The sequence below is a fragment of the Shewanella denitrificans OS217 genome, assembly GCF_000013765.1.
GTDB classification, from domain to species: domain Bacteria; phylum Pseudomonadota; class Gammaproteobacteria; order Enterobacterales; family Shewanellaceae; genus Shewanella; species Shewanella denitrificans.
In genome coordinates this window covers 3,018,377-3,031,848 of record NC_007954.1, presented here as the reverse complement: position 1 = coordinate 3,031,848, position 13,472 = coordinate 3,018,377, and the positions used below count along the sequence as shown (strand labels likewise).

General features: G+C 44.9%; 8 protein-coding genes and 14 tRNA genes. 11 read left to right on the top strand and 11 right to left on the bottom strand.

Annotated elements, in window-relative coordinates:
• Nucleotides 1-77: 77 nt before the first annotated feature.
• From SDEN_RS13205 to gltX, 10 genes are all read right to left on the bottom strand, one after another.
• Nucleotides 78-410: a hypothetical protein gene (locus tag SDEN_RS13205; RefSeq protein ID WP_232279892.1), complete on the bottom strand. Its 333-nt coding sequence runs from the start codon at nucleotides 408-410 to the stop codon at nucleotides 78-80.
• Nucleotides 411-617: 207 nt separating this feature from the next.
• Nucleotides 618-693: transfer RNA gene (locus SDEN_RS13200), tRNA-Glu, on the bottom strand.
• Nucleotides 694-826: 133 nt separating this feature from the next.
• Nucleotides 827-902, bottom strand: a tRNA-Glu gene (locus tag SDEN_RS13195).
• Nucleotides 903-1,222: 320 nt separating this feature from the next.
• Nucleotides 1,223-1,298, bottom strand: a tRNA-Glu gene (locus tag SDEN_RS13190).
• Between the two features lie 325 nt (nucleotides 1,299-1,623).
• Nucleotides 1,624-1,699: transfer RNA gene (locus SDEN_RS13185), tRNA-Glu, on the bottom strand.
• 320 nt (nucleotides 1,700-2,019) lie between these two features.
• Nucleotides 2,020-2,095, bottom strand: a tRNA-Glu gene (locus SDEN_RS13180).
• Between the two features lie 278 nt (nucleotides 2,096-2,373).
• Nucleotides 2,374-2,449 (bottom strand) — tRNA-Ala (locus SDEN_RS13175).
• A gap of 38 nt (nucleotides 2,450-2,487) precedes the next feature.
• Nucleotides 2,488-2,563: transfer RNA gene (locus SDEN_RS13170), tRNA-Glu, on the bottom strand.
• A 468-nt stretch (nucleotides 2,564-3,031) separates the two neighbouring features.
• Nucleotides 3,032-3,107, bottom strand: a tRNA-Ala gene (locus SDEN_RS13165).
• A 104-nt stretch (nucleotides 3,108-3,211) separates the two neighbouring features.
• Nucleotides 3,212-4,633: a glutamate--tRNA ligase gene (gltX, locus tag SDEN_RS13160; RefSeq protein ID WP_011496964.1), complete on the bottom strand. Its 1,422-nt coding sequence runs from the start codon at nucleotides 4,631-4,633 to the stop codon at nucleotides 3,212-3,214.
• 328 nt (nucleotides 4,634-4,961) lie between these two features.
• Here gltX and SDEN_RS13155 point away from each other — a divergent pair.
• From SDEN_RS13155 to SDEN_RS13130, 6 genes are all read left to right on the top strand, one after another.
• A tRNA-Val gene (locus SDEN_RS13155) sits at nucleotides 4,962-5,037 on the top strand.
• 41 nt (nucleotides 5,038-5,078) lie between these two features.
• A tRNA-Val gene (locus SDEN_RS13150) sits at nucleotides 5,079-5,154 on the top strand.
• A gap of 31 nt (nucleotides 5,155-5,185) precedes the next feature.
• Nucleotides 5,186-5,261: transfer RNA gene (locus tag SDEN_RS13145), tRNA-Val, on the top strand.
• Between the two features lie 41 nt (nucleotides 5,262-5,302).
• A tRNA-Val gene (locus tag SDEN_RS13140) sits at nucleotides 5,303-5,378 on the top strand.
• A 36-nt stretch (nucleotides 5,379-5,414) separates the two neighbouring features.
• Nucleotides 5,415-5,490 (top strand) — tRNA-Val (locus tag SDEN_RS13135).
• Nucleotides 5,491-5,530: 40 nt separating this feature from the next.
• Nucleotides 5,531-5,606, top strand: a tRNA-Val gene (locus tag SDEN_RS13130).
• Nucleotides 5,607-6,051: 445 nt separating this feature from the next.
• On the opposite strand, the gene SDEN_RS13125 is transcribed toward SDEN_RS13130, so the two are convergent.
• Complete coding sequence (locus SDEN_RS13125; RefSeq protein ID WP_011496963.1) at nucleotides 6,052-7,881, bottom strand: ABC transporter ATP-binding protein; 1,830 nt, start codon at nucleotides 7,879-7,881, stop codon at nucleotides 6,052-6,054.
• A 201-nt stretch (nucleotides 7,882-8,082) separates the two neighbouring features.
• On the opposite strand from SDEN_RS13125, the gene SDEN_RS13120 reads away from it, so the two are divergent.
• From SDEN_RS13120 to SDEN_RS13100, 5 genes are all read left to right on the top strand, one after another.
• Entirely contained in the window at nucleotides 8,083-9,720 is a 1,638-nt protein-coding gene (locus SDEN_RS13120) for an AlkA N-terminal domain-containing protein (protein ID WP_011496962.1), read from the top strand.
• A complete protein-coding gene (locus tag SDEN_RS13115) occupies nucleotides 9,717-10,292 on the top strand; it encodes a methylated-DNA--[protein]-cysteine S-methyltransferase (RefSeq protein ID WP_011496961.1) in 576 nt (191 codons plus the stop codon). The genes SDEN_RS13120 and SDEN_RS13115 overlap by 4 nt, the downstream gene beginning before the upstream one ends.
• Nucleotides 10,293-10,463: 171 nt before the next feature.
• Nucleotides 10,464-11,744: a DEAD/DEAH box helicase gene (locus tag SDEN_RS13110; protein WP_011496960.1), complete on the top strand. Its 1,281-nt coding sequence runs from the start codon at nucleotides 10,464-10,466 to the stop codon at nucleotides 11,742-11,744.
• A gap of 94 nt (nucleotides 11,745-11,838) precedes the next feature.
• Nucleotides 11,839-12,309 carry a dual specificity protein phosphatase family protein gene (locus tag SDEN_RS13105; protein WP_011496959.1) on the top strand — a complete coding sequence of 157 codons (471 nt, stop codon included), beginning with the start codon at nucleotides 11,839-11,841 and terminating at the stop codon, nucleotides 12,307-12,309.
• A 266-nt stretch (nucleotides 12,310-12,575) separates the two neighbouring features.
• Nucleotides 12,576-13,469, top strand: coding sequence for a chemotaxis protein (locus tag SDEN_RS13100; protein WP_011496958.1), 894 nt, complete (start codon nucleotides 12,576-12,578; stop codon nucleotides 13,467-13,469).
• Nucleotides 13,470-13,472 lie beyond the last annotated feature (3 nt).

Genomic DNA, 13,472 nt, shown 5'->3' with positions numbered 1-13,472 from the left:
GCGAACATTGAGTAAAAACTCAGCATTTATTTTCTTAAACGCTTGTTTAAGATCACATAAATACCGATTGATATGCTTTATTCAAGGGTTGCCAGTAAAAAACGGACTTCACTGCGAGTTTCATCAATGGATTTTATGAGGAGTTCGGTACTCTGGTTATCTTGAATAAAGGTGTGCCAGTTCTCACGCCAATCTTGATGCAACTTTTCTGTGGCAAGTTGCATTCTAGCATTAGTTATTTGGCTGAGATCTTTGATGAGTCCGACTTTAACCCAGGCTTTACGAGGATTACCAGCGATAGGATCGTTATCATAGTGGCCAGAATAAATAATAAGTTCTAACTCAGAGAGTTGCAGCAGCATCTCAAAACTTGCATCGCGAATATTGGCATTGTATTCAGTTATTTCCATGCGCCATACATTGTAGCTAAAGCCAACCAAAGCAAAAAATAAGCTAAAAAGTGCGGTGAATTGAAATAGGGGGTATGAAGCGAGTGATTGTGTGGGTCAAGGGAGGCATAGCCATCAGAATTCCTAAATAAAAGTATTCAGATTAGAGTGTGGCAAAAGAGTGCATTAAATAAAAGGCATAAAAAAACCACCTTGCGGTGGTTAATTTGGTATCCCATAGGGGATTCGAACCCCTGTTACCGCCGTGAAAGGGCGGTGTCCTAGGCCTCTAGACGAATGGGACACTAGTCATGCTTTATACTCTGCACTGAGAGTGAATACTCGTTAATGTCTGTAGGCTAAACATCGACGCTATTTTAGATTTTCAAACCTTTTCGAAAAATCGCTTCGAATACTGTTCAACCATCTTAAAAAAGTGGTATCCCATAGGGGATTCGAACCCCTGTTACCGCCGTGAAAGGGCGGTGTCCTAGGCCTCTAGACGAATGGGACACAGTTGATACCTTATACTCTGTATCGAGTGAATACTCATTGATGTCTGTAGGCTAAACATCAAAGCTAATTGCTACATAATTAATATCAAGGATTTGAAACCCCTGTTACCGCCGACTCTCTTATAAACCAAAGTGGGCGATGTCCTATTCTCTCTATATCTAGACGAATGGGACACAGTTGATACGTTATACTCTGTATCGAGTGAATACTCATTGATGTCTGTAGGCACTTTTGGTAACCAAGAATATCAATGCTATTTTAGATCTTCAAACCTGATCGAATAAACTGCTTCGAATCATGTTCAACCATCAAAAATATGGTATCCCATAGGGGATTCGAACCCCTGTTACCGCCGTGAAAGGGCGGTGTCCTAGGCCTCTAGACGAATGGGACACATTTGATACCTTATACTCTGTATCGAGTGAATACTCATTGGTGTCTGTAGGCTAAACACCAGTGCTAGTTACCTATAATGAAGAACAAAACCCTAAGGATTCGAACTCCTGTTACCGCCGACTCTTTATAAACCAAAGTGGGCGATGTCCTAAGCTCTATTTCTAGACGAATGGGACACAGTTGATACGTTATACTCTGTATCGAGTGAATACTCATTGATGTCTGTAGGCACTCTTAGTAACCAAGAATATCAATGCTATTTAGATCATTAAACGCTTTTTCCGAAAACAATTTCTTCGAATCATGTTCAACCATCAAAATATGGTATCCCATAGGGGATTCGAACCCCTGTTACCGCCGTGAAAGGGCGGTGTCCTAGGCCTCTAGACGAATGGGACACAGTTGATACCTTATACTCTGTATCGAGTGAATACTCATTGATGTCTGTAGGCTAAACATCAAAGCTAATTGCTACATAATTAATATCAAGGATTTGAAACCCCTGTTACCGCCGACTCTCTTATAAACCAAAGTGGGCGATGTCCTATTCTCTCTATATCTAGACGAATGGGACACAGTTGATACGTTATACTCTGTATCGAGTGAATACTCATTGATGTCTGTAGGCACTTTTGGTAACCAAGAATATCAATGCTATTTTAGATCTTCAAACCTGATCGCATAAACTGCTTCGAATCATGTTCAACCATCAAAAATATGGTATCCCATAGGGGATTCGAACCCCTGTTACCGCCGTGAAAGGGCGGTGTCCTAGGCCTCTAGACGAATGGGACACAGTTGATACGTTATACTCTGTATCGAGTGAATACTCATTGATGTCTGTAGGCTAAACATCAAGGCTAATTGCTACATATTTAATAACAAGGATTTGCCCTCCTGTTACCGCCGACTCTTTATAAAACAAAGTGGTCGATGTCCTATTCTCTCTATTTCTAGACGAATGGGACACAGTTGATACGTTATACTCTGTATCGAGTGAATACTCATTGATGTATGTAGGCACTCTTGTTAACCAAGAACATCAATGCTAATTTGCTTTAATAAGCAAATTTGGTGGAGCTACACGGGATCGAACCGTGGACCTCTTCACTGCCAGCGAAGCGCTCTCCCAGCTGAGCTATAGCCCCGAATATAAAATCTCGGTTGATACCAAAACTTAAAAAAGTGGTATCCCATAGGGGATTCGAACCCCTGTTACCGCCGTGAAAGGGCGGTGTCCTAGGCCTCTAGACGAATGGGACACAGTTGATACGTTATACTCTGTATCGAGTGAATACTCATAGATGCCTGTAGGCTAAACATCAATGCTAATCGCTACAAAATTAATAACAAGGATTCGAATCCCTGTTACCGCCGACTCTTTATAAACCAAAGTGGGCGGTGTCCTATGTTCTATTTCTAGACGAATGGGACACTGTTGATACGTTATACTCTGTACCGAGTGAATACTCATCGATGTCTGTAGGCACTCTTGTTAACCAAGAATATCAATGCTAATTGCTAGATAATTACTAACAAGGATTCGACCCCCCTGCTACCGCCGACTCTTTATAAACCAAAGTGGGCGGTGTCCTATACTCTATTTCTAGACTAATAGGACACATTTGATACCTTATACTCTGTATCGAGTGAATACTCATTGATATCTGTAAGCACTCTTGTTAATCAAGAATATCAATGCTTTCATCTAATAAAGATGCTTAAGTAAGTGGTGGAGCTACACGGGATCGAACCGTGGACCTCTTCACTGCCAGCGAAGCGCTCTCCCAGCTGAGCTATAACCCCGACTTACTTAAATTGCTTTTGGATACGCTACCAGAATTACTGACCACGTGTCTCAACTGCGAGGCGCATTCTATGCAGCATACCCAAAAGTGTCAACTCGTTTTTTAGGAATTTATTCTATCTGCTACAAAATCAATCGCTTTGGATATTCTTTGCTCAGATCTGTCTTTTCCAATTAAAAACAAGGTTAAATCTAGAGCAGGCGACTGGCCTGCACCTGTTACAGCAACACGCAGTGGCATACCTACTTTACCCATGCCAACCTCAAGTTCAGTGGCGGTATCTTCAATTACTTGATGAATTACACTGACAGACCATTCAGTTAAGGCTGCTAATTTAGTCTTAACTAAGGTTAACGGCTCAAGGGCCACGCCGCGTAAATGCTTTTTAGCTTGAACTTCATCAAAGTCAGTGAAGTCTTCAAAGAAATAACGGCTCGATTCGGCCAGTTCTTTTAATGTTTTGGCGCGCTCAGAAAGTGCGGTCACTATCTCAGCTAGGGCTGGACCATTGCTGGTATCAATGTTTTGATCTTCCATATGCCAAGCTAAATGACTTGCGACATATTCTGGGTCAAGGGTCTTAATATAGTGTTGATTTAACCAAATAAGCTTATCTGTGTTAAAGGCGGATGCTGCTTTGTTAATGTCGCCCAGTTTAAAGTGCTGCTTCATTTCTTCCATTGAGAAGATTTCTTGGTCGCCATGAGACCAACCTAAGCGCACTAAATAGTTCAACAGGGCTTCGGGTAAATAACCGTCATCACGGTATTGCATTACACCAACAGCGCCGTGGCGTTTGGATAGCTTAGCGCCGTCGTCGCCTAAAATCATAGACACATGGGCATATTCAGGGATAGGCGCCCCGAGCGCTTTAAGAATATTGATTTGACGTGGCGTATTGTTAATGTGATCTTCACCTCGCACAACGCTAGTAATACCCATGTCCCAATCATCAACGACCACACAGAAGTTGTAAGTAGGCACACCATCGGTACGTTGGATAATTAAATCATCTAACATTTCGTTAGATATTTCGATGCGGCCGCGCACATGATCGTCAAAAACGACACTGCCCTCTAACGGGTTTTTAAAGCGTATAACAAACGGCTCGTTAGTTTCTCTTGCTGCAAGGTTGCGGCAATGGCCATCATATTTTTGTTGTAATCCCGCAGCAGCTTGTTCTTCACGCATGGTTTCAATGCGCTCGCGTGAACAATAACATTTATAGGCAGTGCCTTTTTCTAGCATTTGGCCGATGATTTCATGGTAACGATCAAAACGCTTTGTCTGGTAATAAGGACCTTCGTCCCAAGTCAAACCTAACCAGTTCATACCATCAAGAATGGCATCACAAGCCGCTTGTGTTGAACGCTCGATATCTGTGTCTTCGATTCGGAGCACAAATTCACCATTATTAGCACGAGCCTGAAGCCAAGAATAAAGTGCTGTACGGGCACCGCCAACATGAAGGAAGCCGGTTGGGCTAGGAGCAAAACGCGTTTTAGTTATCGCGGGAGTTGTCATAATCGGACACTAACCTATTAAAAACGTCTAGAAGAAGACAAAGTATAAAATGTGGCGCTTATTCTAACAGCCAATCCACCTAGTGGAAATGTTTCTCATTATAATAGAGTCACTCCAAGATATTGTCAGGCTATCTATCCCCTTGATGTTTTGCCATGAAAAAGGGATTAATAGGGCTTTAATCTATGGCTAAGCCACGATAGGCTCAGAATGTAATTTGTTTAACAAAACAACAAAGAGGGTAAATTTTCTGCGGCTAAGTTTTTTTTCGTCGAAAAGCGTTGACAGGTTTTACTCGGTCCCTATAATACGGCCCCACACAGCATGAGGTCGCTTAGCTCAGCTGGGAGAGCACCTCCCTTACAAGGAGGGGGTCACTGGTTCGAGCCCAGTAGCGACCACCATAGCTTCAATCTGAAGTTATTTTTCTGTTGATTACATCCCAGGTCGCTTAGCTCAGCTGGGAGAGCACCTCCCTTACAAGGAGGGGGTCACTGGTTCGAGCCCAGTAGCGACCACCATGTAATCCAGTGAGTATAGTGTAGAGTCCCAGGTCGCTTAGCTCAGCTGGGAGAGCACCTCCCTTACAAGGAGGGGGTCACTGGTTCGAGCCCAGTAGCGACCACCATTTCTCTCATAGATAGGTGGACTCGAACGTAAAATATCCCAGGTCGCTTAGCTCAGCTGGGAGAGCACCTCCCTTACAAGGAGGGGGTCACTGGTTCGAGCCCAGTAGCGACCACCATATTTTACTAAGATTTTAAAATAGATTGATATCCCAGGTCGCTTAGCTCAGCTGGGAGAGCACCTCCCTTACAAGGAGGGGGTCACTGGTTCGAGCCCAGTAGCGACCACCATATCTCTGTATTCTGTTAGATTATTCTGCGTTATATCCCAGGTCGCTTAGCTCAGCTGGGAGAGCACCTCCCTTACAAGGAGGGGGTCACTGGTTCGAGCCCAGTAGCGACCACCATTTCTTTGCTTCAAACAATCCCAATCGTTTTTATTCCAGTTAATGTCTTCTTTTTATTATTCTCTGTGAATTATCCCTGTTAAAAACGTCATCATATCTATTCGTTTGAACACTATTTCTCATTGCTATTTTTTCAAACTTTATTGTTATTTTTTAAATAAAGTGGCAATAAAAAAGCCACTCAATGAGTGGCTTAGCTTTGGTGTTTTAGTTTAATGATCCAGTGCCACTTACCTAAGTAAATAACCTCAACTCGGGTTAAGAGATGAATAAACGGCATTGAAACAGCCAAAATTCAAGTAATTACCCTCAAACTTGAGCTTTGCGCTGATAACAAGGCGAATTTACGCGGCAATAGCTAGCCTATTGCAAGTAGATTCAACACAGTTAGCGGTGCAAAGAGCTGTTTGATATGCATTTATTATCCCGAGCTGAGGTTAAATAGCTAGTCAACACCGATAAAACCGCCGGTTTGATGAGCCCATAATTGCGCGTATATGCCTTTAGCGTCGATCAATTCTTGATGTGTGCCTTGTTCAACAATCTTACCTTGATCTAACACTATGAGCCTGTCCATTGCCGCTATGGTGGATAATCTGTGGGCGATGGCAATAACGGTTTTGCCTTCCATTAACTCGTACAACGAGCCTTGGATTGCCGCTTCGACTTCAGAGTCCAGCGCAGAGGTGGCTTCATCAAGTAATAGAATCGGCGCATTTTTAAGTAACACACGGGCGATGGCGATACGCTGTCTTTGGCCACCAGAAAGCTTAACCCCGCGTTCACCCACTTGTGCATCTAAGCCAACATTGCCGTGGGGATCCGTTAAGTGCTCAATGAACTCATGCGCCTGAGCCTGAGTGATGGCGGCCATCAAGCGCGCTTCACTGGCATTGGGGTCGCCATAGAGCACATTCTCTCGAATGGATCTGTGCAGCAATGAGGTATCCTGAGTCACCATGCCTATGTTGGCCCGCAGCGAGTCTTGGGTAATGTCAGTGATGGGTTGTCCATCTATGCATATTTGCCCTTGCTCAACATCATGAAAACGCATCAACAGATTAACTAGGGTGGATTTACCCGCGCCAGAGCGGCCAACAAGCCCCACTTTTTCGCCAGCCTTGATATTAAGATTTAATTCATCAATAACGCCGGTTTTCTCGCCGTAATGAAAGCTCACTCGGTTGAAATCTATCTTTCCTTGGCTGACAACTATGTCTTTCGCGCCTGGTTTATCTTCGATAGCGATAGGCTTAGACAAGGTATTCATGCCGTCGGTCACAGTGCCAATATTTTCAAATAATGAACTGATTTCCCACATGATCCACTGGGACATGCCATTCAAGCGCAATGCTAAACTCACGGCAATGGCGATAGCGCCGACACTAATGGCATTGTCAGCCCACAGCCAAATGGACACAGCAGCGATGACAAAGGCCAGCACATAGTTGATGATTTGCACCGATACGTTGATAACAGTCACTAAGCGCATCTGACCATAAACGGTTTTTAGGAAAATCATCATGCTGTCACGGGCATAATCCGCTTCTTGCTTAGTATGGGAGAAGAGTTTTACTGTCGAGATATTGGTATAGCTGTCGACGATGCGTCCTGTCATGGTTGAGCGTGCATCGGCTTGCTCAGTGGAAATAGCCTTTAACTTAGGCACTAATTTCCACTGAATTGCCACATAAGCGGCGAGCCAGACAAGCATAGGTAGCATTAAGCGCAGATCGGCGCTGGCTATCATCACTAACATGGAGGTGAAATACACCAGCACATAGACCAGGACATCGAGTAATTTCATTACGGTTTCACGCACCGCAAGTGAGGTTTGCATCACTTTCGTGGCGATACGGCCGGCAAAATCATCTTGATAAAACGAAATGCTCTGTTTAAGCAGATACCTGTGAGTCTGCCAGCGAATGGCCATGGGATAATTGCCCAGCAAAGATTGGTAGGCAATCGATGCGTGTAGCCACACCAGCAGTGGGATCACCAGTAAGACGATGACAGACATGGCGACCAAGGTAGTTTTCTCATCTTGCCACAAGGTTTGCGGGTCTTTAGTGACAAGCCAATCCACCAGCTGACCCATAAAGCCGAATAAAGACACTTCGAGCATGGCTAAAATAGCGGTTAATACCGACATGGTGATCAGCAAGGCGCCAAAACCTTGAGTGTAATGGCGACAGAACGCATACACGCCAGAAGGGGGCTGCGTTGGTTCTTCTGGGGGCAAGGGTTGGGTTAATGATTCAAAAAATTTAAACATCGAATACTCAGCGCATCATTCAATAAAAACAGATAGCTAGGATAACTCAAAACGGATGGCTGTTAAGGGTTAAATTTCATTTCCATTTGCCTAAACGAGTTATTTACCTTATCTGAACATTGAGTTCCGATTTCCGCTAGTGGGTATCTGTTTATTTCAGTACAGTTGGGCATAGATATGAAATACAGTGGATAGAAGCCAATGGCAACTCGCAATGAAGTTCAAGGGCCACATGAAAATAACTGCGTGATAAGCCCAAGTGTATGCCTGCAAGCTAGACTCAGCCGCGATGCAAGGTTTGACGGTCAGTTTTTTACCGGGGTATTTTCGACGGGTATTTATTGCCGTTCTATATGCCCAGCGCCGCCTCCACTTGAGAAAAACGTGCGCTATTTTGATTCTGCCATTCAGGCTGCCAATGCCGGGCTGAGGCCTTGCCTGCGTTGTCGCCCCGACAGTGCGCCGCATTCACATGCTTGGCTTGGTACTCAAACCAGCTTAAAACGTGCCATTAGTCTGATAGAACAAGGCTATTTACGTGGTGATAACTCAGGCTCTGTGGAGTCGTTAGCGCTGAAGTTGGGGATTTCGAGCCGTTACTTAGCCAAGCTCTTTAACCAAGGTCTGGGAACGTCGCCCAAGCGCTTTGCCTTGTATCAACAGTTGATGTTTGCCAAGCAATTGTTACATCAAACTCAGTTACCCATAACACAAGTTGCAATGGCCGCAGGCTTTAATAGCTTACGGCGCTTTAATGAAGTGTTTCAGCAAGAATTGCAACTGACGCCAACGGCGCTACGCAAAGTGTCAGCCAAGGCCCAAACAAATACTCGCAACAATAAGGATGCAGAGGGGGCAATAACCCAAGAGATTTGCCTGTCGCTGGCATTTCGCCCGCCGCTCAATTGGCACAAAATGTGGGCGTTTTACCAATTTCGTCAAGTGAGCGGCATGGAAATTTTAGATGAAGAACAAGGCTACAGCCGCAGCTTTTGCTTCGATGGGGTAAAAGGCGTGTTCAGGGTGCGTCTCAATGAAGCTAAGTCGCAGTTCGACACCCAAATTTATTTACTGCACAGCCATGATGTTAAGCAATTACACCCAGTGGTATTGAGGATAAGGCGTCTGCTCGATTTAGATACTGATATGGCGACGATAGCGCAGATCTTTGTTCCGCTTGTTGCCATGGGGGCAAAGCTTGATGCTGGTTTACGCATTCCAGCGACCGCAAGCGTGTTTGAGGCAGCGTGCCGAGCCATATTGGGTCAACAGGTTAGCGTGCAACAAGCCACTAAATTACTCAATACGCTGGTTGAACATTATGGCGAAACCTTTGAGCTTAATGGTCAAGTTTGGCGCTTATTTCCAACACCTGAAGCCGTGGCTACAGCGAGTCTCGATGAATTAAAAATGCCAGGTGCGCGCAGGCTTGCCCTCAATGCCCTTGGCGCTTATGTGCAAGAGCACCCACATTCCACCCCAGATGATTGGCTTGAGGTTAAAGGCATTGGCCCTTGGACTGTGGCCTACGCTAAGATGCGTGGCTTAAGTGAGTCCAATGTGTTTTTAAGTTCAGACTTAGTGATTAAGCATAGAATTCACGGGCTATACGCTAAGGCGGGGGGAATCATTGAAACCCCAAAAGCGTATTTAGCCTTGGCGGCTGACATAGCCAATAAGGTGTCACCTTGGGGCAGTTATCTCACCTTTGGCCTATGGGATGATGAAGATCTAATGACGAGTAAGAAAGAGTCGAGCAAGCATGTGGTTTGCAAAAAAGTCATTAACACTAAACAACCTAGCCAGAAAGTGTCAAACAAAAAGGAAGCGCTCAAATGAAGCCAAAAAATCAGATTGATAACAAGATGCCTGCGCCTGTGATTGAGTTCCTTGTGAGTAGCCCTGTGGGGCAGTTATCCCTAAAGGCCAGCGACCTAGGTTTGACCCATTTGCAAGTAAGCTGTTTGGAGGCGGTAAGTAACACCCTTGAAGTTAAATCAAGCACAGTGTTAGATAGGGATTTAAATGCCCCGATTGAAAAAGCATTGGTTGATCAAGGCAGGGCACACCTTGAGCTCACCCTAGCTCAACTCACAGATTATTTTGCAGGAAAGCGCCAACACTTTGAACTCCCCTTAGCGCCAAAAGGCACTGAGTTTCAGCGGCAAGTGTGGCAGGCTTTAAGTGAGCTTAACTTTGGTCAAGTGTGCAGTTACTCTGATATTGCCAATACTATATCGAGGCCCAAGGCTGTGCGCGCCGTGGGTGCAGCCAATGGCGCCAATCCCATTGCCATTGTCGTCCCTTGTCACAGGGTGATAGGTAAGGGTGGCCAACTAACAGGGTATGCCTATGGTTTGGCAATGAAGCAGTATTTGCTTGATCTGGAAGGGGTTAGTGTAAACTCATAATGGCGTAATCTATCGCTGTTTGAAAATAAGAACAGATTGAGGCGTTGAGGTTCACAGTCTGTTTGGTGGCGAATAATTAGCCAGGTTCGAGGCGAAGGCTAATTAATCTGACTATCAGATTAAAGTACGTTAAAATGCGCCTTGAATTCATTTCTTGAGCGCCTTAAATCAATGACCCAAGCTTTCGCCACGACTTTTGCCGAATTTGGCTTACACAATGCCTTATTGTCACGACTTGTCGAATTAGACTATCAAGTGCCAACCCCTATTCAAGCCCAGACCATAGGTAGCATTTTAGCGGGTAAAGACTTGTTAGCTGGGGCGAATACTGGCTCAGGAAAAACGGCGGCGTTTGCTCTGCCCCTATTGCATGCTTTGCTTTCAAAACCGCTAAAACCTCTTAAAGGTAACGGCGTTCGTGCGTTGGTGTTAGTGCCAACAAGAGAGCTTGCCAAACAAGTCGCCGACAGCTTTAAGTCTTATGCGGTTCACAGTAATGGCGCCATTAAAGTTGTGGCAGCGTTTGGCGGAGTCTCTGTGAATACTCAGATGCTGGCCTTACGTGGCGGCGCTGATATTGTGGTGGCAACGCCAGGTCGTTTGCTCGATTTACTCTCTTCTAATGCACTCAAACTTGCCGATGTCAGTACCTTAGTGCTCGATGAAGCCGACAGAATGCTAAGCCTTGGGTTTACCGATGAAATCGGTCAAATCTTGGGGTTATTGCCCAAAAAGAAACAAACCTTGTTATTCTCGGCCACCTTCCCTGAAGAGGTGCGTCAATTAACCGATGCCTTGCTGAATAGCCCCCTTGAAATCCAATTGCAAAATCCTGAATCAAGCACTTTAGTGCAGCGAGTGATGACGGTAAACCGCGAGAAGAAAACCGCCTTGTTAGCCCATTTGCTCAATGAGCATCAGTGGCGACAGGTGCTGATTTTCGTTGGCGCTAAAAATAGCTGTAATCATCTGGCGCAAAAATTGGCTAAGCGCGGCATTACTGCCGAAGTGTTCCACGGCGATAAGGCCCAAGGCGCTCGAAGTCGTGTGCTTGAAGGGTTTAAAGCCGGCGACATTCAAGTGTTGATCGCAACCGATATCGCAGCTCGTGGGCTAGACATTGAAAAACTGCCGGTGGTAATCAACTTTGATTTACCCAGAAGTCCCGCGGACTACATGCACAGAATTGGCCGCAGCGGCCGTGCCGGTGAAGTGGGCTTAGCGTTAAGTTTATTGTCACATGATGAATACCATCATTTCACCGTGATAGAAAAAAAGAACAAAATCAGGTTGGAGCGCGAGCAAGTGGCGGGATTTGAAGCCGATGAGCAAATGCCTGAAGCCCTATTGGAGCAGGAAAAACCCATGGCAAAGCCCGAAGGCACAGGTAAGAAAAAACGCAAGGTCTTGCCGCAAGCCAATGTGGATATTTGGGGCAATAAAGCTGACTAGTTTAGCCCGTTCAGCGTTAGTGTTTAGCTCAATGAGTTGTGATGCTAGATGACTAAGGTCACGATAAAAGTTCAATGCCAGAGTAGTAGATAAGATGAAAGATGTTTTTTGGTTAGTTGAAGGTAAGCTTGCTGGTCGCAGTGGCCCTAATAAAACCCCTTGGGATTTACAAGAGCTAGCCGCCAATGGTATTAAAGTCATTGTTTCTCTTAATGATGCCAATCAATGTGATGAGAGTGCAATGGCAGAGGTTGGGATCCTTCATAGGGTGTTTACCTTGCCCGATAGCATTCCGCCCACCCTTGATGATTTAGCCATTTGCACTGAAATATTGCCAAAAATTTTAGCTTTTATTGCTCAATGTGAAGCGGATAACTTGCCTGTGCTTATTCATTGCCGCTCAGGTAAAGACAGAACGGGTCTTATGATGGCCTATTACTTAATGAAAAATGGCGCTGCGCCTTTGCATGCTGTGAGTCAAGTGCGTAATGTGCGAGAGATAGCTTTTAGTGCAGACGGCTGGGATCAATTTGTATTTGATGTGTTATACGCATTGCAAGACTAATGGCCGTTAATGGCTCATAATTATTTAAGTTCTTTTTTGTGGTGGTCGCTTTGCGACTTTGATTTAGGGTTAACGATTTGCCTTTGTCGCTCTAGGCTGTTCTTTTAAATTGAAATCTAGTCGATGTTATTGATAAGCTGGCAATATATAGGCCATTGATTTTATGCTAAATGCGAATGGTCTCATTTTATTAGCCAGCTATATAGGCGTGAAGTCATACGCGAGTGTGGTAGTTTTTATCTTGTGTTAACACGAAGGATGAGGGTATGAAAAGTAAAGCAAGTCAATCTCAAGGTTTGTTACTTTTTCGGCTGAATTATACTCAACTGTTTGCCTTAGGCACCTTAAAAATTCGTGAATTAGTGCCTTATTTGCCCTTGACCAAAATCCCAAACTCTCACCCTAATATTCTCGGCGCAGCGACTGTGCGCGGCGGGACTATCCCCGTTGTTGATATGGCAGCGGCCATAGGTTTTAAGCCTATAGCAGAGGAAGATAAAGCCAAAAGCTACATCATAGTGACCGATTGTCAGCGGATGTTAATTGGCTTTATGGTGCGGGAAATTGATAAGATCATGGAGTGTAATTGGCGTGATATTGAGGCGCCTTCGGGTAACTTAGGTGCCAATGCGTTTTTAACTGGGGTCACGCGTTATGAAAATCAACTGGTGCAGTTAATGGATGTTGAGCTGTTACTGTCAAAAATCTTCCCAGATGATCCCACCACTCAACGGGCGATACTCACAGATGTGCAGCGTGAGAAGTTAAAGCCATTGCAAATTTTACTGGTGGATGACTCTAAAGTTGCCCGCAAGCAATTGTCCGATGTGCTCGACTCGCTCAATATAGGCTATCGTGTGACTGAGAACGGTCAAGATGCGCTGGATATCATGGTAGAAGCGGCGGCAGATAGAAAGCCCATTGATTTATTGGTCAGCGATATCGAGATGCCAGGGCTTGATGGTTATGAACTGGCGTTTGAGGTACGGGATAACCCGCTGCTGAATCATGCCTACATTATTTTGCACTCTTCACTTTCCAGTGAAATCAGTGTCGGACAAGCCAAACAGGTTGGCGCGAATGAAGCATTAACTAAATTTGATGCCCATGAATTGATAGGTGCCATGCTTAGAGGCGCTAATGCGTTAAGCCAATCGTAATTT

Coding starts and splice junctions, on each gene's coding strand:
- SDEN_RS13125 (WP_011496963.1), bottom strand. CDS start 7,881: ATGTTTAAATTTTTTGAATCATTAACCCAACCCTTGCCCCCAGAAGAA.
- SDEN_RS13100 (WP_011496958.1), top strand. CDS start 12,576: ATGAAAAGTAAAGCAAGTCAATCTCAAGGTTTGTTACTTTTTCGGCTG.
- SDEN_RS13105 (WP_011496959.1), top strand. CDS start 11,839: ATGAAAGATGTTTTTTGGTTAGTTGAAGGTAAGCTTGCTGGTCGCAGT.
- SDEN_RS13120 (WP_011496962.1), top strand. CDS start 8,083: ATGGCAACTCGCAATGAAGTTCAAGGGCCACATGAAAATAACTGCGTG.
- gltX (WP_011496964.1), bottom strand. CDS start 4,633: ATGACAACTCCCGCGATAACTAAAACGCGTTTTGCTCCTAGCCCAACC.
- SDEN_RS13205 (WP_232279892.1), bottom strand. CDS start 410: ATGGAAATAACTGAATACAATGCCAATATTCGCGATGCAAGTTTTGAG.
- SDEN_RS13115 (WP_011496961.1), top strand. CDS start 9,717: ATGAAGCCAAAAAATCAGATTGATAACAAGATGCCTGCGCCTGTGATT.
- SDEN_RS13110 (WP_011496960.1), top strand. CDS start 10,464: ATGACCCAAGCTTTCGCCACGACTTTTGCCGAATTTGGCTTACACAAT.